The organism is Neisseria bergeri (assembly GCA_003044455.1).
GTDB lineage: Bacteria > Pseudomonadota > Gammaproteobacteria > Burkholderiales > Neisseriaceae > Neisseria > Neisseria bergeri.
The window spans coordinates 199660-220797 of record POWY01000001.1 but is presented as its reverse complement, the minus strand read 5'-3'; the positions used below and the strand labels follow the sequence as shown (position 1 = coordinate 220797).

Sequence of the window (21138 nt, the reverse complement as noted above, 5' to 3'; positions counted from 1 at the left end):
GAATCTTCCATGTCCGAAAACAAACAAAACGAAGTCCTGACCGGTTACGAACAACTCAAACGGCGCAACCGCCGCCGCCTCGTAACGGCAAGCTGCCTGGTTGCCGCCTCCTGCATCCTGCTGGCAGCCGCCCTCAGTTCCGGCTCTGCCGAAAATGATCCTGCCGAACAGACTGCCGACGAAACAAGCAGCGTAGAAAACAAAGCGGCAAGTGCGGCACAAACCCCTGCCTTGAAATCCGCCGCCGAAAACGGGGAAACCGCCGCCGGCAAACCGCAGGACTTGGCAGGCGAAGACAAGCCTTCTGCCGCCGACAGCGAAATCAGCGAGCCTGAAAACGTAGGCGCGCCGCTGGTGCTGATTAACGACCGCCTCGAAGACAGCAACATCAAAGGTTTGGAAGCATCCGAGAAACTGCAACAGGCAGAAACCGCCAAAACCGCACCGAAGCAGGCAAAACAACGCGCTGCCGAAGAAGTGCCGGCAACTGCCGACAGTACGGATACGGTAGCGGTTGAAAAACCGAAACGCACTGCCGAAACAAAACCGCAAAAAGCGGAACGCACTGCCGAAGCCAAGCCCAAAGCCAAGGAAACCAAAACCGCCGAAAAAGTTGCCGACAAACCAAAAACTGCCGCCGAAAAAACCAAACCGGATACGGCAAAATCCGACAGCGCGGTAAAAGAAGCGAAAAAAGCCGACAAGGCCGAAGGCAAAAAAACAGCCGAAAAAGACCATTCGGACGGCAAAAAACACGAAACGGCACAAAAAAGCGACAAAGCGGACAAGACCAAAACCGCCGAAAAAGAAAAATCCGAAAAATCCGGCAAAAAAGCCGCCATTCAGGCAGGTTATGCCGAAAAAGAACGCGCCTTGAGCCTCCAGCGCAAAATGAAGGCGGCGGGTATCGATTCGACCATTACCGAAATCATGACCGACAACGGAAAGGTTTACCGAGTCAAATCAAGCAACTATAAAAACGCAAGAGATGCCGAACGCGATTTGAACAAACTGCGCGTGCACGGCATCGCCGGCCAGGTAACGAATGAATAGCCTCCCCGTTGCCGACCTCCTCGTCTCCGCCGTCATCGCCGCCTGCATCGTGCTATCCGCGATGCGCGGCGTGATTGCGGAGGCAGGATCAATGGCGGCATGGGTGATTTCCTTTTTTTTCGCCAAACTCTTTGCCGCACCCTTCGCCGACATCGCCTTTGCATCGTTCCACCCCCCCCTGTTTGCATTGGCTCTGTCGTTCATTTCCCTGTTCGTCATTGCCTGTCTGTTCCAGAAAATGCTCCGTTCGCTGCTGACCGGCGCAGTTTCGGCAGTCGGTTTGGGCTTTGCCAACCGCATTTTGGGCGGTATATTCGGTGCATTGGAAGGCGTTTTGATTGTTACCCTGCTGGTCATGCTAGCTTCAAAAACCGACCTGCCCGATACCGAAGAATGGCGGCAGTCCTATACCGTACCGTTTTTCGTGTCGCTTTCCGAAGCAGTATTAAACCATGCGGACGACAGGGATGGAGCTTTGGAAGACGATTGATTGCCATACGGATGTTTCAGACGGCATCAAGCCGATTCCGATTTCCAAAGGCATCGCCGAAAACGGGGTTTTAAACATCAAAAACGTTACCGCCCAAGATATGCCACAGTACACAGCATCCCGCCGCCCTGACCGGGGGGCGTGCCGACGGCGGCAGGCAGTTTGGGCAACGCGCACACGGCGACGGAAGTGCCCCGCTTCAATCCCTACGCGTTGTCGGAGGAATACGCGCAAAATCGGTTGTGAGGCAAATGCCGTCTGAAGGCTTCAGACGGCATTTTTGCGGGAAATATTTTCCCTGCCGCACACGCCGCCCGCATAACCGGCCCGGCTTTATCCGCCATACCGCGCCTGCCCGCCCCTCATCGGGCATTGTCAACAATTCAGGCAAAAAGCCGCCGTTTGCTTTATAATTCCGTTTTACCCTTAAACCTCGAATCGGAGAAGACGATATGTGCGGCGTATTAGGTTTGGTCAGTCATGAACCCGTGAACCAGCTTCTGTACGACGGTTTGCAGATGTTGCAGCACAGGGGGCAGGATGCGGCGGGCATTGCAACGGCGGAAGGCGGCACGTTCCATATGCACAAAGGCAAAGGGATGGTGCGCGAAGTGTTCCGTACACGCAATATGCGCGATTTGACCGGCAATGCCGGCATCGCCCACGTCCGTTATCCCACGGCGGGCAACGCCGGCAGCAGCGCGGAGGCGCAGCCTTTCTACGTCAGCTCGCCGTTCGGCATCGTTTTGGCGCACAACGGCAACCTCACCAACACTGCCGAACTGTATGAAAACGTGTGCAACAAACACCTGCGCCACATCAATACCGGCTCCGATTCCGAAGTCTTGCTCAATGTATTCGCGCACGAATTGCGCCGCGAAGTCTCTAAAAACGCCGACCCGCACCGGCTCAATGCCGACAATATTTTCAACGCCGTTGCCGAAGTCCACCGCCTGGTGCGCGGCGCATACGGCGTGGTTGCCATGATTGCGGGCTACGGTATGCTTGCCTTCCGCGACCCTTACGGCATCCGCCCGCTGGTATTGGGTTCGCAAACCGACAACGAAGGCAGGAAATCCTATGCCGTCGCCTCCGAATCTGTCGCCTTCAACGCGCTTGCCTACGATTTGGAACGCGATATCCGGCCGGGAGAAGCGGTATTTGTCGGCTTTGACGGCACAATCATCGCCCGACAATGCAGCAACCGCGCCAAACTCAGCCCCTGCCTGTTTGAATACGTCTATTTCGCCCGCCCCGACTCTGTGATTGACGGCGTATCGGTTTACCAATCGCGCTTGGATATGGGCGTGTCCTTGGCGGAAAAAATCAAACGCGAGCTGCCCGTGGACGACATCGACGTTGTAATGCCCATCCCCGACACCAGCCGCCCCTGCGCGATGGAGCTTGCCGTCCACCTCAAAAAGCCTTACCGCGAAGGTTTGATTAAAAACCGCTATATCGGCCGCACCTTTATTATGCCCGGTCAGGCGACGCGCAAAAAATCCGTGCGGCAAAAACTCAGCCCGATGGAAACCGAATTTGCAGGCAAAAGCGTGTTGCTGGTGGATGACTCCATCGTGCGCGGGACGACCAGCCGCGAAATCGTCGAAATGGTACGCGCGGCGGGCGCGCGCAAAGTCTATATCGCCTCCGCCGCGCCCGAAGTGCGCTATCCCAATGTATACGGCATCGATATGCCCACGCGCGAAGAGTTGATTGCCAACGGGCGCAGCGCGGCAGAAATTGCCGCCGAAATCGGCGCGGACGGCATCGTGTTTCAAGACTTGGGCGATTTGGAAGCCGTCGTCAAAGCACTCAATCCGAAAATCGAATCCTTCGATTCGTCCTGTTTCAATGGCATTTATCAGACAGGCGACATCGATGATGCCTACCTCGACCGCCTGTCCGCCGAGAAATCCGGCTGCGGCGGTCTGAAAATCCACCCGAGCAGGATGGAACACAGCATCAGCATCAGCGATGCGGGCGACGAAGAATAAGGCTTCCCAAACCGCGATGCCGTCTGAAATCCGAACGTCAGGTTTTCAGACGGCATTTTCCATGTAAGAATCTCATTTCCCGTTTCATCCGCACACGATATGAGTACCGAAACCAAAAACTACATTACGCCCGCCGGATGGCAGGCATTGAAAGACGAGCTGTATCAGCTGGTCAATAAAGAACGCCCCGAAATCGTCCAAATCGTCAACTGGGCGGCAGGCAACGGCGACCGCAGCGAAAACGGCGACTATCTTTACGGCAAACGCCGTATGCGCGAAATCGACCGCCGCATCCGTTTCCTGACCAAACGTTTGGAGGCTGCCGTCGTCGTCGATCCCGAATTGCGCGAAGCAACCGACCAAGTGTTTTTCAGCGCGACCGTCGGTCTGTTGCGCGGCGACGGGCGCGAGCAAACCGTCAAAATCGTCGGCGTCGATGAAATCGATACCGCGCAAAACAAAATTTCTTGGATTTCGCCGCTGGCTCGTTGTCTGATTAAAGCACGCGAAGGCGACGAAGTGGTTTTGAACACGCCGGAAGGCCGTGAGGAAATTGAAATCCTTTCTGTCGAATACATCAAAATCGACTGATTAGGAATGCCGTCTGAAACGGTGCAAGCGCGCCGTTTCCCAAATAAAGGAATACCGAATGAGGAAAATCCGCACCAAAATCTGCGGCATCACCACACCGGAAGACGCAGCGGCCGCCGCAGCGGCAGGTGCGGATGCCGTCGGGCTGGTCTTTTTCCAAGGCAGCAGCCGGGCCGTCGATATTGCCCGCGCCAAAAAAATCACCGCCGCACTACCGCCGTTTGTCAGCATTGTCGCCCTTTTCGTCAATGAAAGTGCGCAAAACATCCGCCGCATCCTTGCCGAAGTACCGATACACTTAATCCAATTCCACGGCGACGAAGACGACGCATTCTGCCGTCAGTTCCACCGCCCCTATATTAAAGCCATTCGTGTTCAGACGGCATCAGACATCCAAAACGCCACCCACCGTTTTCCCAACGCTCAGGCACTGCTGTTCGATGCCTACCATCCTTCGGAATATGGCGGCACCGGACACCGCTTCGACTGGACGCTGTTGGCGGAATATTCGGGCAAACCGTGGGTGCTTGCCGGCGGGCTGACCCCTGAAAACGTCGGCGAAGCCGTCCGCATCACCGGAGCGGAAGCGGTCGATGTATCCGGCGGCGTGGAAGCGTCTAAAGGCAAAAAAGACCCCGCCAAAGTCGCCGCCTTTATCGCAACCGCCAACCGCCTATCCCGTTAAAGCAACAAAAATTGCCGCCAGAATGACTTAATCTCAAAAATTTATTCCATTTAATCAATAATTTATGATGAATTTTGAAAACTTAATCCCGTCATTCCCACGAAAGTGGGAATCCAGTTTTTTGAGTTTCAGTCATTCCCGATAAATTGCCTTAGCATTGAATGTCTAGATTCCCGCCTGCGCGGGAATGACGGGATTTGAGGTTTCTGTTTTTGATTTTCCGCTTTCGAGGAAATGACGGTTTAGAGTTAACCGAAACCTCAAAAAGCCGAAACCGAACGGTCTAGATTCCCGCCTGCGCGGGAATGACGGTGGAAATCTTGTTTATATTGAATCAAAAAAACCTGCACCTTAATCAGTTGGCAGTTTAGTCCGACTTTTGGGGTGCAGATCAAGCTTTCAGACGGCATTTCCTTTAAAACTTCATTTCAAGCGCGAGGCTGAAGTTCCTGCCCGGTGCAGCATACCTTCCATAATTGCTGTCTTCGCTGCGTCGGTTTGCCGTGCTTTCCGCAGTCTGGCGCAACGATTCCCAAGTAACGTAGCGGTAGTTGCCGATATTGTAGATAGCCGCCCTCAAGGTCAGCCGTTTTTTCAGATTCAGATAGGCGGAAACGTCTGCCGTTTTCCAAGAAGACGTAACCCTTCCTGCCGAATATCGTTTTTGATCGCCTGCCAGATAAGCAAGTTCATCAGGGTTTTTCCCTTTGGAATAGGTCAGCATAATGTTTGCGCCCCATTTCCCCTCGGGCTGGTCGTATCCGAACCCCAAAACATAACGCGACGGCTGTACCGCATCTAAAGCATAGCTGCGGAGGGACAAGTCCGGCCGGTTGGATACCGATTTCGGTTTGATACGGTTGTACGCCAATGTGGTGTACAAACCTTCGGGCAGTTTGCCGTACACGCCGTTCCAGTCGATTTTTCCCAATATATTAATGCCTTGGAGCGACATATTTTGGGCATTGTAATAATCGCGTATATCAATCTCTGTCAATCGTCCTGTTGAATCCGGCAATTTAATTTTTTGATCGGCAACGGCAATCATATCGGTATAGCGGTTGCGGAAGCTGCTGATTTCCAAAAAGCCGAAATCGCCCTTCCACTGCAAACCGATTTCGCGGTTGGCTGCCTTTTCCGATTTCAGGGCGGGACGCTGCCAGCCTTTCGGATAATCGTGATAAATGTCTATCCCGAAAAGCTCTTGGAAGGAGGGCGTTCTGAAGCCGCTGGAGGCGCGGTAAGACACGGAAAAATGCCGGTTCGGTTTGAACACGATGCCGCTGTTCCACGAACGGTCAACATACCGCCCGCTGCGGACGAGTTCTTCCGACGTGGTGAAGTTTTGCCGGTCGTACCTGCCGCCCAAGCTGAAATCGAAATATTTGCCGATTGAAAAACGGTCGTTCAAAGAAATGTGGATATTGCTGCCGTTGATTTTTCTTGGCACGCATTTGCGGGAACGCAAGGTTTCGATGTAGCCGCAGACCGATCCTTCGACGACTTCGGGCTTACCCAAAAGATACTTATCTTGATTGTTATCATCGAATCCCGTGGATTCCGAAATCCTTGCCGCATTGTGGGAAAGCTGTTCGGGGCGGGAGATCGCTTTGGAAGCATCGTAACCGAAGCCCAAAGTCAGATGGTGTTTCGTCCATTTGTTTTTCAGCGATTTCTCAAACGAGGCATTCAAAACATTGTGCTGTTCGCGGTAGTGGAAACGGTCGCTGCTGTCGTAGGAATACGGTTTGTCCGCCGACGCGCGGCAGGATTTGTCCACAGCAGGATACACGGCGCAATTCAGCTTCAGCGTGTTGTTGTCGGTTGCCACGCCCTGTTTGTCAAACGACAACACCGTCTTGTCCGCCCAGTTGTCAGAATACGCTTCGTTTTCATAACGGTACAGCAAACCCATACGGCGGCGGCGGTGATGTTCATCAATAAATTTGGTGCGGGAATATTTCAAACCTATGCCCTTGACCAAATTTGTATCGCCCTTCCACTCTTCTATATTCGGCACAAAATACAAGCCGTCGCGGAAATCGTCTCCGTCGTACACCCCGCTCTTGTCGCTAAACTTTTTCGCCTCATCCGTACCGTAATACTGTTTTTCCGTCATATCGCGGATATCGTAACGCTGTTTGGTATCCTCAAACACGCCGCCGACATAATGCCTGCCGCCGAAGCGGTAGCCCAGCTTGGCAAGCCAAGAGCCGCTGCGGTAATCCATCGGATCGGGCAATATCCTGCCGCCGCCCGTGTACGATTGGGCGGACAGGTTTTCGTGGCGCGCCTGCGCCTCCCGCACCATCGCTTCTTCTTCACTGTTTAAAGCCTGACCTTTTGAACGGCGTTCTTCCACCCAGCGGTTGAGCTGGTTTTTCAAATAGTTTCCGTTGCCCGCTAATTTTGCCACGGGCTTGGGTTCACGCTCGCCCTCCGCCAAGAAATATTCCGCCTTTTTATTCGGATTCTGAATATCGTATGTCTGGCGGAACGCGTCCAAACGGTCTATGCCGTATTCCACCCCGTCTGCAATATCGCCGTGCGGGCGCGTTTCCCGCCCTTGGCGTTCGGTTCGGATTAGCAGCCCTTCCCAACCGTCTTTGCTGAACCCCGCGCCGAGCGACTTCATAAATTGGCGGTTTTTACTGCCGTAGGCGGTTTTTGCCTGTATCCCCCAGCTTTTGCCGTCTGAAATCAGGTCTGCCGCTTCTTTGGTGCGGAAGGCGACCGCGCCGCCGAGTGCGCCGCTGCCGTGATCGGACGAACCGGCACCTTTGTCGATTTCCACCGTGCTGATGTTTTCATATTCGATTTCGTTGATTGCACCGCTGCCGCCGCGTCCGCCGTATCCGCTCAACGATCCTTGCACGGTAAACGCCTGTATTTGGGCAACGCCGTCAACCGAAACCGCCACACGGTTTTTATCCACGCCGCGTATCGAGTAGCCGCCGCTCGCGCCGTTGCCCTGTTCGACAACCGCCACGCCCGGATCGTAGCGCGTCAGGTCGCGGATACCGAGTACCTGTTCTTTGTTCAACGTTTCCGACGTTTTGACGATTTTGCCCAAACCGGTCGCCTCTTTCGATCTGCGTCCCACTTTGGCGGCACGGACGGTAACCTCTTTCAAGGATTGGGTCTGCGCCGCCGTTTCGGAGTTTGCCGCATATGACGGGAAGGCGGTTGCAATGGCCAAGGCAGTCAGGGTAAGCGGAAAACTGTGTTTCTTATTCATTTTTCCACCTCTTTATTATCTTTCTTCGCACCGAATACCACGCCGAATTGGGGTTTAACTTCAGGTTCTAACTGTTCGCCAACATCAGCTTCAGTTTCAGCTTCATGTTCAGTATCTTCAGTTATATCAAGAGATTTCCCATCCTTATTGAAAATAGTACCGCCCAATTCCTCCGCCTGCGGGCCGTAAAATCCTCCTTCTACACGAAGATCACTAGCTTGGAAGGTTTTGGGGTTGGTCGAATCATTTCCCGAAAGATTGATGCCGTTCTCCCGAGTGCGCGCTGTCGCGTGGAAACCGTTGCCCTCAATCACGCCGTTTTCAATATGGAAAGCAGGTTCTACACCGTTTTTCTCCGTCAGCGTTCCGGAAATCGATTTCTCGCCGAAATCAACGTCAAATTCTGCTTTTGCCGCTTTTTTATCCGCATGATTGTCCCATTGAATGGGTTTGCTGATACGCGCTTCCCAAGTGCCGGTATAATGCGCCGTTCCGGTTTTTGGAATGTCGGCTTCCGCCGTGCGGATACCTTTCAGGAAAAGGTCGATGTCCCTGCCTTTAGGGGCTTCCTGAGTGGGCGGGATGCCGTCTGAACCGCCACCGCCGCCTTCTGCCGGCGATTCTTCTTCGGGTTTTTCAGCTTCTTCACCTTCGTCTTCTTCGCTGCCTTCGTCTTCTACGGCTTCGTTTTCTTCGCTGCCTTCATCTCCTACGGCTTCATCTCCCGTGCCTTCTTCATCGCCGATTTCGTCTTCGCCTTCTTCGTCGTTACCAACGCCTGCACTCTCTTCATCCTCCCTTTTATCTTCCGCCTTTGGTTTACCTGCCGGGCGGTCGGTTTTTATCCGTCCGAATTTCACATAGGTCAGAAAATCGCAACAAGCACTGACGGTCATTTTCCTGCCGTCGGCAAGCTGGATGGTTTGTTCTTGGTTTACCAAAGGAATTTCACGCCCTTCGACAAGAAGTTTGTCGGGATGACCAAAATCGGGCATAGGGGAAATGGCAAACGGGCGGGCATTTTTATCAGTCGCCTCGTCAACGGAAATTTTTCGAGAATCCAAGATGTTGGTGTGTTTTCCAGACGGCATAGCAGGATTTGTGCCTGATGCGTCTGTTTTTTGTTTGCCTGCGAATACGCCGAATACGCTGTTGTCGTTGCTGATAAACCGTCCGGCAAGCTCTTCTCCGTTATCGCCAAAAAAACCGCCCTCAAGCCGCTGATCGGCATTAGCATGGAAAAACAGATGCTCCTTATTGGCATGGCTTTTCGCTAAATCAGGATCGACCTTGGCACTGCCGGTAAAGCGGTTGCCGTCCAATGTTGCGGTAATGTTGTAAATGGTCAGCGGTTTTTTGGGTTCATCTGGATTATTCTTATTTTGCACATACTGATTTTTAATTAATTGACCCGTCAAAGTTTTCTTATCGAAATCAACCGTATATTTGGCAGGATGCTTTTCCCGGCCATCGGCATCCCTAGCCTCATAAGAAGCTGCCCCAATTTCATTACCATAATATGTGGTATAACCCAAATCCACACTGGCAACCGCCTTACCTGTCCGATGACGTATGGCATCGGTCATATATTGCCAGTTGCCGGAATATTGCACCGTTCCCGAGCTCGGTAAAGATTGGGAAGGATGTTCTCCGGAATAATATACAAAACCGTCATAACCAAAACGGTGGGTAACCCGCTTACCATCTAAGGTCTGTTCGATTTCATCTTTTCCGTTTCGAGTAAACACATAGCCCGCATGGACAAATTGATATTGATATTTTTCTTCTTCTTTTTGCGATGTGGTAATGCTTGCCTCAGGATTCCGTTTATGAATTTCATTTTTCAATTTGCCGACCTGTTCCTCCGACGTGCCGTCCAAAAACAGGATATCTCCCTCTTTGAGCGATAATGATTCTTCTGCCTGATTATTATTAAGAAGTTCCTCACCATTCTTATTATGGGTCGCGATATTCCGCCTTGGCAGCCGCATTGCCGCACCGACGGCGGGTTGATTGACCGGCGTGGTTTCTATAGAAGGTTTGGCAGGGGGCGGAGTAGGAACATCCTCAGGTTTGGACGGTTTGGAATCTGACGGGGTTTGCGCGGTCGGTGTTGATTTGGCAACAGGCTGCACGCCGAAATTGCCGCCACATGCTGCCAGCATCAACGGCAGCAAGGCAATGCTGAAATAATTCAGTTTACGCATCTCTACTTTTTCTCTATTTAAATTAATAATAATTATCATTATATTAATATGTGTAGATAATATCAACCCGTTTTTTAACAAAGATATTCCCGATTAAAACAAAATGCCGTCTGAAACCAAGTTCAGACGGCATTTTTGCGTCGGTCCCGACAGAGTTTGAAGCCGTCGGGGAATCGAATTATCCTTTAAGGGTTTACAAACCCAGTTCCCGCAGGAAGCGGATGTCGTCCGCCCAACCGGATTTGACTTTAACCCATACCTTCAAAAATACTTTGGTATCAAACAGTTTTTCCATATCCAACCGCGCTTCGGTGGAAATTTTCTTCAAACGCTCCCCGCCTTTGCCGATTAAAATCGCCTTTTGGCTTTCCTTATCGACCAAAACCGCGATATAGATGCGGTTTAAACCGTCTTCCTCTTCAAACTGCTCCACTTCGACGTTCATCGCATAAGGCAATTCCTCGCCCAAATAGCGGAACAATTTTTCACGCACGATTTCCATCGCCAAAAAACGCGCCGATTTGTCCGTAACCATATCTTCGGGATACATCGGCACGCTTTCGGGCAGATACGGCTTAATCAGCTCCAACAGGTTGGCAATCCGCAAACCGTGTTTCGCACTGACTGCCTCCGCCGCCGCAAATTCAAATTCGGCACGCACCTGGGCAACAAACGCCTCCAGCGCGTAACGGTCTTTCGCCTTGTCCTTGTCGATTTTGTTGACCACTAAAATAACCGGTGTGTGCTTGGGCAGTTGTTTCAACACGACGCGGTCGGCATCGGTAAAGCGCATCGCCTCCACGACGAAAACCACCACATCCACGCCGCCGAGTGCCTCGGTAACGTTTTGATTCAGCCTGTCGTTGAGCGCGTTGCGGTGGTCGGTTTGAAAGCCCGGCGTATCGACAAACACGAACTGCGCGGTATCGTCGGTATAAATCCCCGTTACGCGGTTGCGCGTCGTCTGCGCCTTTTTGCTGGTAATACTGATTTTCTGACCGATTAGATGATTCATCAGCGTTGATTTGCCCACGTTCGGACGGCCGACAATCGCCACGAAGCCGCAACGGTATCCGTCGACGGCACGTTCCCCTGCAAGGAAGGTTTCAATATCCATATTCGCTTTCATATCCATATTTCAGACGGCATATTCACACACCGCCTCATTTCTTTTTCTTCTTCAGCGGCAGTTTCTCTTCCAGCCATTTCAAAGCCTCTTTCGCCGCTTCCTGTTCCGCCGCCTTGCGGCTCGTCCCTTTGGCACGGCACACGAAACCCAGTTCGCCCAAATCGCAGGAAACCACAAACATACTGTCGTTGGCATGGCCGATTTGCTCTTCGATGCGGTATTTCGGCAAAGCAAAGCGGCGCGCCTGCAACGCCTCCTGCAAAGCAGTTTTGCCGTCTTTTGCCTGATTTTGGAAATCGGCACGCCGGACGCGTTCTGCAAACAAATGGCGCACCACCTTTTCCGCCGTGTTGAAATCGGCATCGAAGCTGACCGCCGCAAACATCGCCTCCATCGCGTCCGCCAGTATCGAAGGCCGTCTGAAGCCGCCGCTCTTCAACTCGCCCGCCCCCAAGTACAGGCCGTCGCCGACATTCATTTCCGCCGCCATTTCCGCCAGCACGCCCTCATTGACCAGACTTGCCCTCAACCGCGACAACTCGCCCTCGGTCAACTTCGGAAACGCGTCAAACAGCATCCGCGCCACCGTATAATTCAAAATCGAATCGCCGACAAACTCAAACCGCTCGTTGTGCTTCGCATGATGGCTCCTGTGCGTCAAAGCCTGCCGCAAAAGCGAAATATCACGGAACGCGTAGCCCAGTCTCTTCTGTATCGCCGCGTGTGCCTGCTGTTTCAAAACATCGTCTTTCATTACCGTCTTCCGCAAAAAACAGCCCGAATGCGTTTCCATACTCCAAAAATACAGAAACACCTTAAGGCTGCAAACGGCGCACATTGTACCACCAAACCGCCGCCGTCTGCCGACAACGCAAGAATCGTGGTAAAATCCGTAAGTTTTCCCCCAACGTATTCCCGCAATGAACGCATTTGCACAAGCACTTTCCTCGGCACTCGACCGCTGCATCGCCACCAACACCGTCGCCAAACAAAACCGGCCCGTCGGCTTCCTCTACCGCGAAGCCCCCGTTTTTGAAAACGACAGCGGCTGGCGTTTCTTCAGCGGCGACGAGACCGACGAATACACCGACGACCCCGACAACTTCAGCATCGTCAGCCTCGCCGACATCGCCAAAACCAACCCTGAAACCGCCGCACTGCTTTCCCAACCCGAAGGCAGCGCGTGGGAATTGGCAGAAGACGGCACATTCCAAACCGTTGCCGACTGGCAACCTAAGGACTGACCCTTCAGACGGCATTCCGAAACCTCCGAATACCAAAGGACACCCAATGAACACCATCGCCCCCAACCTTGACGGCAAACACCTCCGCATCGGCATCGTACAGGCACGTTTCACCAACGAAATCGGCAGCGAAATGCTCAAAGTCTGCTGCCGCACCCTCCAAGAATTGGGCGTGGCAGACGAAAACATTACCGTCGCCACCGTACCCGGCGCGCTTGAAATCCCCATCGCGCTGATGAACTTTGCCTCTTCCGAAAAATTTGACGCACTGATTGCCATCGGCGTCGTCATCCGTGGCGAAACCTACCATTTCGAGCTGGTTTCCAACGAATCCGGAGCAGGGATCGGCCGCGTCGCACTCGACTACAACATCCCGATTGCCAATGCCGTCTTAACCACCGAAAACGACGCGCAGGCAATCGAACGGATTGAAGAAAAAGCCTCGGATGCCGCCAAAGTCGCCGTAGAATGCGCCAACCTCGTCAACCTTCTGCTCGAAGAACAGTTTGAAGACGAAGAATAACAAACAGGGCGTACACCGATACGCCCTTTCCGTTTCAGACGGCATACCGTGCCGCCCAACCGTTTCAAGGAAAAATCATGAAAACAGCCCGCCGCCGTTCCCGCGAGCTTGCCGTACAAGCCGTTTACCAATCCCTTATCAACCGCACCGCCGCGCCCGAGATTGCTAAAAACATCCGCGAAATGCCCGACTTTGCCAAAGCGGACGAAGAATTGTTCAACAAACTTTTCTTCGGCACGCAAACCAACGCAGCGGACTACATCCGACAAATCCGCCCCCTGCTCGACCGCGACGAAAAAGACCTCAATCCCATCGAACGCGCCGTCCTGCTGACCGCCTGCCACGAGCTGTCCGCCATGCCCGAAACGCCCTACCCCGTCATCATCAACGAAGCCATCGAAGTCACCAAAACCTTCGGCGGTACGGACGGGCACAAATTCGTCAACGGCATCCTCGACAAACTCGCCGCCCAAATCCGCCCCGACGAGCCCAAACGCCGTTGACACTCTGGAAAATCCGAATCGGAAAATACATAAATGCCGTCTGAAAAACCTTTCAGACGGCATTTAATTACAATATTCATTCAACTAAGGATAAAAATGAACACTACTAACTTAAATCCAAATATTACTCTTCCTAACGGGTATAATCGTATAAAACATTCAAAAGCATCAGAAGAATACATTGTCGTTGAATTTAAATATCAAGAAATTATATGGAAAGGTTGGATACCTCTTGAATATCGGAGAACAGGAGTATCTATTCCATACAATAAAACTAATCAATCAGATGTTAATGCTTATTTAAATCTTGTTTATGAGAATATGAATCCAGTGAATCATGAGACTTGGTTAAATGATCAAAATGAGTTTTGGGAAGACAGTAAAGCAAAAGTGACTAAACCATTTTTTGAATGCTTAAAAACAGGTGGATGGAAATGTGTAAAATGCACTTTACCTTCTAATCCAAATTGGGCACGTAGGATACAAGACTTAAAAGAAATGGGTTATACACTTTCTACAAACACAAATCAGTTTTGTAATAATTGCAAAGAAAATACGACACATTTATTGCTTGTACCAATTAAACGTGGAAATTTATTAGGAAACGGATATGAGACATGGAGTAAAGAACTACGTAAACGAATATTAGCTGTATTGAATAATATTGATGTTTACGAAAATAAATTTAATACTCATGTGTTACCTGATCATAAATTTTCTGAGATTCGTTGGGATGATAATACGAAGTCACAAAATCCAGATGATATGACTGATGATGAAATTAAACAGAAATTTCAATTATTAAGCAATCAACGTAATCAACAAAAACGTGAAGTATGCCGTACTTGTTTTCAAACAGGAAAAAGAGGAGTTATTTTTGGTATTCCATTCTGGTATAAAGGAACTGCAGATTGGGATAAAAGTATTCCAACTAAAGGTAAAAATGCAGAACAAGGCTGTATTGGTTGTGCTTGGTACGACATTGAAGCTTGGCGTAACGAATTAGTTAAAAGATTAAAATAAATTTTATAGTACGGAAATATTTTATTTCCGTACTGTTTTCATGTTTATAAATTAAACTGTCTATTCTCACTGTATTTACCGCGTTTTTGTACTAGTGATTTTTTCTCAATTTCCGCTAATGTTTCTTGAGAGGAAATATCTAGTAAAATTTTTTCTAGCCTTGGGTTTATTTTAATATTTCTTTCATTTTTTCTGCGAATAATTCCATAACAACCTGTTGGTGAAATAAAAATATCATCAGATGCTTCTTTTGAGACGATATGATACATATGCCCGAAATTCACCTCTTCAGGAATTTCGGAACAGTTTATGGCGAATGAGTCAGACAAATGAATAATCCCATTGCTAAAGTCATAATATTCAAAATCAGAATTTTCTTGTTTCAATAACATTGAATTTATGTGATTATTTAAATCATAGCATTCTGGCTTCTTAATACGCTTACCAATCCATTTTATAACAGGAATAGCCCAAGAATTGCCTATCGCTTGATATCTATTTGTCTTTTTGGCGCCATCAATTAAGGTGTAGTTATCGGGAAATCCCATTAATCTTTCACATTCCAAAGGAGATAATCTACGTAATTTATCATCTTGTGCAATAAAAAGAGAACCATTGTAAGCTGCAGCATTTCCATTCCATTTTGTTCCGTAAGCAGAATACAAACAATCTGTAAATTCTCTAAATATTTCAAATTTTACATTGTCTTTATAAAAAATTAATTCACTCTTAGGAAAGGAAACCCCATCAATATTATTATTTTTATGATCATGTAACTCCAATAAAATATTTTCAGGATTGGTATCTTTTCCACCAGCGACAACATATAATCTTCTACGTTGTTGAGGTAATCCAAAATATTTAGCATCTAAAACACGCCACGCAACATTTCTTGTTTTACCTCTCAATAAACCAGCAGTACCCCATTTTTTATTTTCTATAACCTTATCAAGTCCTGCTAATGTAGAGATAAAACATCCAAAAGCATTTGTTTTATCAGTTAAAACTCCTTCAACATTTTCCCAAAATACAACTGTACGATTTTTTCCTCCTTTTAATCGGAGATTGTCATTTTCATTAATAATGTCGATAAATTTCAAAGTAAGATTTCCGCGTTCATCGTCTAATCCATTTTTCCAGCCTGCCAATGAGAATGCTTGACATGGTGTTCCTCCGCAGATTAAATCGGGAGAGGATATACTATTATGTTTTAATAATTCAGGGATATAATTCATGTCTCCTAAATTATCAATATGAGGATATTTATTTCGTAAAATATCTGATGGAAATTTCAAAATTTCTGAAAACCACTTAAACTCAAACCCTAAATTTTGCCAAGCAATAGATGCTGCTTCAATACCTGAGCAGACACTGCCAACCGTTCGAATATCTTTCATCTTATTTCTCTACATTTGAATTTGAGGTACTGTGTGTTTCTGCTAATCTATGTTTAGCAATCGTGGTAATAAAACTTTTTTCTGCAAGCCAAGCAATGACAATATTTCTTACAATATCTGCATCGGACTCGCCTAGCTCACCTTTAAAATGTTCTAATAATTCGGCTTGTTTATCCGAGAAAGAAACTTGAACTTTTTTAACCATATATACTCCATATAGATTTCAAATGCAATCCTTTAAGATTGCATTTTTATTGTATTTTAATGTAAATACCAAAATCTATCAACAGCAAACTGAAGTAAACATAAAATTCTATATTAAATAAATAATGATTTACTTTAAATACAAATGCCGTCTGAAAAACCTTTCAGACGGCATTTTGTTTCCAACCCCATCAATACTGTACCGTCCAGCCGATTTCGCCGCCCGCGCGCATCGGGACGAGTTCGCCGTCGCCGTAGGGAACGCTTGCGGGGACGGTTTGGCTTTGTTTGACGAGGGTAATCGTGTCGGCGTTTTCGGGAATGCCGTAGAACCTTGCGCCGTTTTTCGAGGCGAAGGCTTCGAGTTTGTCCAACGCGCCTGCTTTTTCAAACACTTCGGCGTAAAGCTCGACGGCGGTCATCGCGCTGAACATACCGGCGCAGCCGCAGGCGTTTTCTTTGGCGGATTTGGCATGCGGCGCGGAATCTGTGCCGAGGAAGAATTTGTGCGCCTTATCGCCGGTAACGGCGGCGACCAATGCCTGACGGTGGGTTTCGCGTTTGAGTACCGGCAGGCAGAAATGATGGGGGCGCACGCCGCCGACCAAGAGGTCGTTGCGGTTGAGCAGGAGGTGTTGCGGGGTAACGGTGGCAGCAACGTTGTCGCCGGCTTCCAAAACAAGGCGGGCGGCCTCGGCGGTAGTGATGTGTTCGAACACGACTTTAAGATTCGGCACTTGCGCTAAAACGGGTTTCATCACGCGCCCGATAAAGGCGGCTTCGCGGTCGAAAATATCGATTTCGGGGTCGGTTACTTCGCCGTGAACGAGGAACAGGATGTCCTGTTTTGCCATTTCTTCCAAAACAGGAATGAGCTTGAACAGGTCGGTTACGCCGGAATCGGAATTGGTCGTCGCGCCTGCGGGGTAGAGTTTGAAGGCGACGATGCCGGCGGCTTTGGCTTCGCGCACCAGCTCGGGCGTGGCTTGGTCGGTCAGGTAAAGCGTCATCAACGGCTCAAACGCGCTGCCTTCGGGCAACGCCGCCATAATGCGCGCTTTGTAGGCAAGCGCGTCGGCTACACTGACGACGGGCGGCTTGAGGTTGGGCATAATGACGGCGCGCCCCATTTGGCGGGCGGTATAAGGGGCAACGGCTTTAAGCGCGTCGCCGTCGCGCAGGTGCAGGTGCATATCGTCGGGGCGGATAATAGTCAGGGTTTGCATAGGTTGTTCCTTTTTAGATTTTTGGTTTCCAGACGGCATGCCGACTTTATGCCGTCTGAAGTCAGGGGAGAATTAGGGGTTTCCCGTTGTGGGAACGATGCGTCAGGTTCAATACTGCCTGTACGGGTAAATACGGGGAATCGGCGGTTTGTGCGGTCAATACGGTTTCTTCAGGACTGCCAGTTTCCCGCCAGGCATAGCTGACTTGGCGGATTTCAAACGGTGCCTGCACCGACTGTTCTGCCCTTAATTCCAAATTTTTATTTTGCGGCGGATGTCGGACAAGTCCGTCAAAATGTTCCAAAAGTGCGGCACTGTCTGCCCGCTCGGCTTTCACACTGCAACTGTCGCGCGTCAGGCTCAAATAATAAATGCCGCCATCGCGTTCAAGCGTCCACAACGCCTGTACATCGGGTTCCGCAACAGCGGGCGGCAGACGGGACAGGTCTTCCTTTCCGACAGGGACAAAATGTCCGACAGTGGTAAACTTGGAAACCGGTTCGAAACTGCCTTGAGTCAGGACGCAGGCATTCCGAAACAAATCGACGGCTACGCGTGCGAAATCCTGATGCCGTACACCGGATTGCCGGTTTTGGGCATGACACGCAGCAAGCACAAATGCCGGCAGCAATAACATCAATCGGGACATCCGTATTTCAGACGGCATTTATTTGTGCTTGACGACCAGTGTGAACACGCCGTCCTGTTCGGAAGAATCCAACAGCACATGACCGGTTTGGCGGCAAAAAGCCTCAAAGTCCCCCGGCGCGCCACCGTCGGTTGCCAGAACGGTCAACACGTCGCCCTGCCGCATTTGCGCCAAAGCCTTTTTTGCCCGCAAAATCGGCAGGGGACATTTCAATCCGGTTACGTCTAAAGTTTCGCTGTTCATCGTTTATACCGTTTAAAAATGGGAATCGGGGGGAGATTATACCCCAGTTGCTTGCAGCCCCCTTTGCCAACCCATAAAATAATGCCGTTTTCAATTTGGAGAAACTTATGCGCCGTACCGCCCTCCTGCTGCTCGCACTCGCCGCCGGCACATCCCTTGCTGCCGGCTTCAGCCAAAAAGACACGCCGATCAACACCCGCTACCGCGAAACGCCCGAAGAAGCCGCCGCCCGCGAATTTAAAGAACATACCGCCGAACTGCCGCCGCTGCCCGATGCGCACTCGGACAGCTGGTTTGACATTTATGTGGATGAAAATTACGGCAAACAGCCGAAAATCCTGCTCGACAGCCTGCAAATCATGCCCGCGCCCGACGGCAGCATCCGCTACATTCTCAATATCCGTTCCGACAAAGGCTACGACAACCTGACTGCCGAAGGCATATTCTGCGCCCGCTCCTCCATCGGGTTCGGTAACGGCAAACTTTCCTCCTACAAAATGTTCGGCTACGGGGACACGGTCAACCGCCGCTGGATACAGCCCCGAAACGCCGAATGGAAACCGATAGGCGGTGCATTAAGCCGCAACGACGCACTGCGCGCCATCCTATATCAGGCATTCTGCGAAGGCGGCGTACCCGCCGACACGCAAGGTTTGGTACAACGCCTGAAAGAACGTGCCGGACGCTATACCCCATCAATGAAGCCGCACGACAAATAACCAGACACAAAAATGCCGTCTGAAACATCGGTTTCAGACGGCATTCGATTCATCAGCCATCAGGCGGCGGAAACTTTGTCCTGACGGCACAACAGCGTAATCAAATCACTGATGCGCCGCTTCATATCGCGGCGGTCGACAATCTGGTCGATTGCGCCTTTTTCCAGCAGGAACTCGGCACGCTGGAAGCCTTCCGGCAGCGTTTCGCGCACCGTCTGCTCAATCACGCGCGGGCCGGCAAAACCGATCAGCGCGTTCGGTTCGGCAAGCACGACATCGCCCAAAAATGCAAAACTGGCAGATACGCCGCCCATAGTCGGATCGGTCAATACTGATATAAACGGCAGGCGTTTTTCCGTCAACAAGTGCAGCGCGGCACTGGTTTTCGTCATCTGCATCAATGAGTTCACACCCTCCTGCATACGCGCACCGCCGGAAGCCGCCACACAGACGAACGGACAATTGTCGGCAACCGCACGGCGGACACCCTGTACGAAACGCTCGCCCACAACCGAACCCATCGAACCGCCGATAAATCGGAATTCAAACGCGGCAACGACGACGGGCAGGCCGTTCATCATCCCCTTCATCACCACCAGCGCGTCATCTTCCCCGGTCAGCTTGCGTGCCGCCCCCAAACGGTCGGGATATTTTTTACTGTCTTTAAATTTCAAAGGATCGGTCGGTTTGACATTACCCGCAACTTCCTCCCTGCCTTCCTCATCCAAAAGCAGGCTCAAACGCTGGCGCGCCGATAACGGGTTGTGGTGGTTGCATTTCGGGCAGACCTGATTGTTCTGCTGCAACTCGGTCGAATAGATGGTTGCCGAACAAGACGGGCATTTGTGCCACAAACCCTCGGGAACATTGGAAGAACCGTCTTTACCACGATTCTTGATTTTGGGTGGCAGGATCTTATCTAACCAGCTCATGGACAACTCCTAAAACATTTAGAATGCACGACAGAATCAGCGCACGGCATCCTTCAACTCTTTGACCAAAGCACCGACGGCCGCAGCCTCGTTGCCCGCATTGTTTTCAATCTCTTTCACAATCCGGCTGCCGACAATGACCGCATCGGCAACCCGACCGATTTTGCGCGCGCTTTCGGCATTGCCGATGCCGAAACCGACACCGATGGGAATATCTATATACTGACGCAAATACTCTATTTTACGCGAAACCTCATCCGTATCCAAACTTGCCGCGCCCGTTACGCCCTTTAGCGAAACATAATAGACAAATCCGCCTGCCAGCTCGGCAATGGTTTTAATACGGTCTTCCGTCGTCGTCGGCGCAATCAGGAAAATACAGTCGACCCCGTTGCCTTTCAGCTCGCGATATAAAGAATCGATGGTTTCAATGGGAGAATCCACCGTCAATACGCCGTCCACACCCGCTTCTGCCGCTTCTCGGGCAAATTCCCGATAACCCATTTTATGCACGGGGTTCAAATATCCCATCAAAACAACCGGCGTTTGCGTGTCGGTTTCACGAAACTTTCCAACGACATCCAAGACATCGCGCAGCGAAACCCCGTTTGCCAACGCCCGCTCCGCCGCACGCTGAATAGTCGGCCCGTCTGCCATCGGGTCGGAAAAAGGCACACCCAACTCTAAAATATCCGCACCATTTGCAACCATACTGTGCATTATTGCCAAAGTTGTCCGAATATCAGGATCGCCCACCGTAATATAGGGAATCAATGCCTTCTTATTACCCAATGCGGCAAAAGTCTGTTGGATTCTACTCATTTCTCTTACACTCCCAATACCGGCGAGGCTCCGGCAAACAATCGATAAATCTTTTTAAGTATAACACCTGACGCGCAGATAGGCGAATAGGCATGGCACTTCGATTGTGCAACATATCGCCGTAACCTTTTCACCGGAAACGGGCCGTTTTCCAACTGACGGTTTTTATGAACCGATACCAAACAAACCATCAAGACAATCAACAAAAGGGGACAGGTATTGAGCTGATTGACCCGCCGTAAAAAGTCTTGAATGGGTAACCG

The 21138-nt window shown here is 50.5% G+C and carries 23 protein-coding genes; 12 read left to right on the top strand and 11 right to left on the bottom strand.

Going from position 1 to position 21138, the window contains the following annotated elements:
• Positions 1-9: 9 nt before the first annotated feature.
• The 7 genes from ftsN to DBY86_RS01190 all read left to right on the top strand — a co-directional run bounded on the left by ftsN (position 10) and on the right by DBY86_RS01190 (position 4816).
• Positions 10-1053, top strand: a complete 1044-nt coding sequence (gene ftsN, locus DBY86_RS01210; protein WP_107818599.1) for a cell division protein FtsN — start codon at positions 10-12, stop codon at positions 1051-1053.
• Positions 1046-1543: a CvpA family protein gene (locus DBY86_RS01205; protein WP_107818598.1), complete on the top strand. Its 498-nt coding sequence runs from the start codon at positions 1046-1048 to the stop codon at positions 1541-1543. Before ftsN ends, DBY86_RS01205 begins: the two co-directional genes overlap by 8 nt.
• Positions 1521-1805, top strand: coding sequence for a phage portal family protein (locus DBY86_RS12825; RefSeq protein ID WP_159068530.1), 285 nt, complete (start codon positions 1521-1523; stop codon positions 1803-1805). The genes DBY86_RS01205 and DBY86_RS12825 overlap by 23 nt, the downstream gene beginning before the upstream one ends.
• Entirely contained in the window at positions 1795-1956 is a 162-nt protein-coding gene (locus tag DBY86_RS12820) for a hypothetical protein (protein WP_159068529.1), read from the top strand. The genes DBY86_RS12825 and DBY86_RS12820 overlap by 11 nt, the downstream gene beginning before the upstream one ends.
• 39 nt (positions 1957-1995) lie before the next feature.
• Positions 1996-3540: an amidophosphoribosyltransferase gene (gene purF, locus DBY86_RS01200; protein WP_107818597.1), complete on the top strand. Its 1545-nt coding sequence runs from the start codon at positions 1996-1998 to the stop codon at positions 3538-3540.
• A 99-nt stretch (positions 3541-3639) separates the two neighbouring features.
• Positions 3640-4131: a transcription elongation factor GreB gene (gene greB / locus DBY86_RS01195; RefSeq protein WP_003675566.1), complete on the top strand. Its 492-nt coding sequence runs from the start codon at positions 3640-3642 to the stop codon at positions 4129-4131.
• 58 nt (positions 4132-4189) lie between these two features.
• Complete coding sequence (locus DBY86_RS01190) at positions 4190-4816, top strand: phosphoribosylanthranilate isomerase (RefSeq protein WP_107818596.1); 627 nt, start codon at positions 4190-4192, stop codon at positions 4814-4816.
• Positions 4817-5231: 415 nt separating this feature from the next.
• Here the strand turns inward: DBY86_RS01190 and DBY86_RS01185 are convergent, their stop codons facing one another.
• The 4 genes from DBY86_RS01185 to rnc all read right to left on the bottom strand — a co-directional run bounded on the left by DBY86_RS01185 (position 5232) and on the right by rnc (position 12144).
• A complete protein-coding gene (locus tag DBY86_RS01185; protein ID WP_107818595.1) occupies positions 5232-8054 on the bottom strand; it encodes a lactoferrin/transferrin family TonB-dependent receptor in 2823 nt (940 codons plus the stop codon).
• A complete protein-coding gene (locus DBY86_RS01180) occupies positions 8051-10261 on the bottom strand; it encodes a transferrin-binding protein-like solute binding protein (RefSeq protein ID WP_107818594.1) in 2211 nt (736 codons plus the stop codon). The genes DBY86_RS01185 and DBY86_RS01180 overlap by 4 nt, the downstream gene beginning before the upstream one ends.
• A gap of 193 nt (positions 10262-10454) precedes the next feature.
• Complete coding sequence (gene era, locus DBY86_RS01175) at positions 10455-11378, bottom strand: GTPase Era (RefSeq protein ID WP_107818850.1); 924 nt, start codon at positions 11376-11378, stop codon at positions 10455-10457.
• A 46-nt stretch (positions 11379-11424) separates the two neighbouring features.
• Positions 11425-12144, bottom strand: a complete 720-nt coding sequence (gene rnc / locus DBY86_RS01170; protein WP_107818593.1) for a ribonuclease III — start codon at positions 12142-12144, stop codon at positions 11425-11427.
• Positions 12145-12310: 166 nt separating this feature from the next.
• Here rnc and DBY86_RS01160 point away from each other — a divergent pair, with 166 nt between their 5' ends.
• The 4 genes from DBY86_RS01160 (at position 12311) to DBY86_RS01145 (ending at position 14683) form a co-directional block, all read left to right on the top strand.
• Positions 12311-12634: a DUF2185 domain-containing protein gene (locus tag DBY86_RS01160; RefSeq protein ID WP_002251188.1), complete on the top strand. Its 324-nt coding sequence runs from the start codon at positions 12311-12313 to the stop codon at positions 12632-12634.
• 46 nt (positions 12635-12680) lie between these two features.
• Positions 12681-13157: a 6,7-dimethyl-8-ribityllumazine synthase gene (gene ribH, locus DBY86_RS01155; RefSeq protein WP_003714718.1), complete on the top strand. Its 477-nt coding sequence runs from the start codon at positions 12681-12683 to the stop codon at positions 13155-13157.
• 77 nt (positions 13158-13234) lie between these two features.
• Positions 13235-13660 carry a transcription antitermination factor NusB gene (gene nusB, locus DBY86_RS01150; RefSeq protein ID WP_107818592.1) on the top strand — a complete coding sequence of 142 codons (426 nt, stop codon included), beginning with the start codon at positions 13235-13237 and terminating at the stop codon, positions 13658-13660.
• Between the two features lie 33 nt (positions 13661-13693).
• Positions 13694-14683 (top strand): restriction endonuclease, encoded by a 990-nt coding sequence (locus DBY86_RS01145; RefSeq protein ID WP_234403346.1) that lies wholly within the window; start codon positions 13694-13696, stop codon positions 14681-14683.
• 44 nt (positions 14684-14727) lie between these two features.
• Here the strand turns inward: DBY86_RS01145 and DBY86_RS01140 are convergent, their stop codons facing one another.
• From DBY86_RS01140 to DBY86_RS01120, 5 genes are all read right to left on the bottom strand, one after another.
• Positions 14728-16080 (bottom strand): DNA cytosine methyltransferase, encoded by a 1353-nt coding sequence (locus DBY86_RS01140; RefSeq protein WP_107818591.1) that lies wholly within the window; start codon positions 16078-16080, stop codon positions 14728-14730.
• A 1-nt stretch (position 16081) separates the two neighbouring features.
• A complete protein-coding gene (locus tag DBY86_RS01135) occupies positions 16082-16285 on the bottom strand; it encodes a hypothetical protein (protein WP_002237653.1) in 204 nt (67 codons plus the stop codon).
• 190 nt (positions 16286-16475) lie between these two features.
• Positions 16476-17510, bottom strand: coding sequence for a dihydroorotase (pyrC, locus tag DBY86_RS01130; protein WP_107818590.1), 1035 nt, complete (start codon positions 17508-17510; stop codon positions 16476-16478).
• A gap of 61 nt (positions 17511-17571) precedes the next feature.
• Positions 17572-18165: an NMCC_0638 family (lipo)protein gene (locus DBY86_RS01125; protein ID WP_465119538.1), complete on the bottom strand. Its 594-nt coding sequence runs from the start codon at positions 18163-18165 to the stop codon at positions 17572-17574.
• A gap of 12 nt (positions 18166-18177) precedes the next feature.
• Complete coding sequence (locus DBY86_RS01120) at positions 18178-18402, bottom strand: sulfurtransferase TusA family protein (protein WP_107818588.1); 225 nt, start codon at positions 18400-18402, stop codon at positions 18178-18180.
• A gap of 107 nt (positions 18403-18509) precedes the next feature.
• On the opposite strand from DBY86_RS01120, the gene DBY86_RS01115 reads away from it, so the two are divergent.
• On the top strand, positions 18510-19121 hold the full coding sequence (locus DBY86_RS01115; protein ID WP_107818587.1) for a CNP1-like family protein: 612 nt from the start codon (positions 18510-18512) through the stop codon (positions 19119-19121).
• 59 nt (positions 19122-19180) lie between these two features.
• On the opposite strand, the gene accD is transcribed toward DBY86_RS01115, so the two are convergent.
• Both accD and trpA read right to left on the bottom strand, forming a co-directional pair.
• On the bottom strand, positions 19181-20053 hold the full coding sequence (gene accD, locus DBY86_RS01110; RefSeq protein ID WP_107818586.1) for an acetyl-CoA carboxylase, carboxyltransferase subunit beta: 873 nt from the start codon (positions 20051-20053) through the stop codon (positions 19181-19183).
• Positions 20054-20089: 36 nt separating this feature from the next.
• The gene (trpA, locus tag DBY86_RS01105; RefSeq protein ID WP_107818585.1) at positions 20090-20875 is read right to left on the bottom strand and encodes a tryptophan synthase subunit alpha; all 786 of its coding nucleotides are present in this window, start codon (positions 20873-20875) and stop codon (positions 20090-20092) included.
• Between the last annotated feature and the right edge of the window lie 263 nt (positions 20876-21138).

Coding starts and splice junctions, on each gene's coding strand:
- ftsN (WP_107818599.1), top strand. CDS start 10: ATGTCCGAAAACAAACAAAACGAAGTCCTGACCGGTTACGAACAACTC.
- DBY86_RS01205 (WP_107818598.1), top strand. CDS start 1,046: ATGAATAGCCTCCCCGTTGCCGACCTCCTCGTCTCCGCCGTCATCGCC.
- DBY86_RS12825 (WP_159068530.1), top strand. CDS start 1,521: ATGGAGCTTTGGAAGACGATTGATTGCCATACGGATGTTTCAGACGGC.
- DBY86_RS12820 (WP_159068529.1), top strand. CDS start 1,795: ATGCCGTCTGAAGGCTTCAGACGGCATTTTTGCGGGAAATATTTTCCC.
- purF (WP_107818597.1), top strand. CDS start 1,996: ATGTGCGGCGTATTAGGTTTGGTCAGTCATGAACCCGTGAACCAGCTT.
- greB (WP_003675566.1), top strand. CDS start 3,640: ATGAGTACCGAAACCAAAAACTACATTACGCCCGCCGGATGGCAGGCA.
- DBY86_RS01190 (WP_107818596.1), top strand. CDS start 4,190: ATGAGGAAAATCCGCACCAAAATCTGCGGCATCACCACACCGGAAGAC.
- DBY86_RS01185 (WP_107818595.1), bottom strand. CDS start 8,054: ATGAATAAGAAACACAGTTTTCCGCTTACCCTGACTGCCTTGGCCATT.
- DBY86_RS01180 (WP_107818594.1), bottom strand. CDS start 10,261: ATGCGTAAACTGAATTATTTCAGCATTGCCTTGCTGCCGTTGATGCTG.
- era (WP_107818850.1), bottom strand. CDS start 11,378: ATGGATATTGAAACCTTCCTTGCAGGGGAACGTGCCGTCGACGGATAC.
- rnc (WP_107818593.1), bottom strand. CDS start 12,144: ATGAAAGACGATGTTTTGAAACAGCAGGCACACGCGGCGATACAGAAG.
- DBY86_RS01160 (WP_002251188.1), top strand. CDS start 12,311: ATGAACGCATTTGCACAAGCACTTTCCTCGGCACTCGACCGCTGCATC.
- ribH (WP_003714718.1), top strand. CDS start 12,681: ATGAACACCATCGCCCCCAACCTTGACGGCAAACACCTCCGCATCGGC.
- nusB (WP_107818592.1), top strand. CDS start 13,235: ATGAAAACAGCCCGCCGCCGTTCCCGCGAGCTTGCCGTACAAGCCGTT.
- DBY86_RS01145 (WP_234403346.1), top strand. CDS start 13,694: ATGCCGTCTGAAAAACCTTTCAGACGGCATTTAATTACAATATTCATT.
- DBY86_RS01140 (WP_107818591.1), bottom strand. CDS start 16,080: ATGAAAGATATTCGAACGGTTGGCAGTGTCTGCTCAGGTATTGAAGCA.
- DBY86_RS01135 (WP_002237653.1), bottom strand. CDS start 16,285: ATGGTTAAAAAAGTTCAAGTTTCTTTCTCGGATAAACAAGCCGAATTA.
- pyrC (WP_107818590.1), bottom strand. CDS start 17,510: ATGCAAACCCTGACTATTATCCGCCCCGACGATATGCACCTGCACCTG.
- DBY86_RS01120 (WP_107818588.1), bottom strand. CDS start 18,402: ATGAACAGCGAAACTTTAGACGTAACCGGATTGAAATGTCCCCTGCCG.
- DBY86_RS01115 (WP_107818587.1), top strand. CDS start 18,510: ATGCGCCGTACCGCCCTCCTGCTGCTCGCACTCGCCGCCGGCACATCC.
- accD (WP_107818586.1), bottom strand. CDS start 20,053: ATGAGCTGGTTAGATAAGATCCTGCCACCCAAAATCAAGAATCGTGGT.
- trpA (WP_107818585.1), bottom strand. CDS start 20,875: ATGAGTAGAATCCAACAGACTTTTGCCGCATTGGGTAATAAGAAGGCA.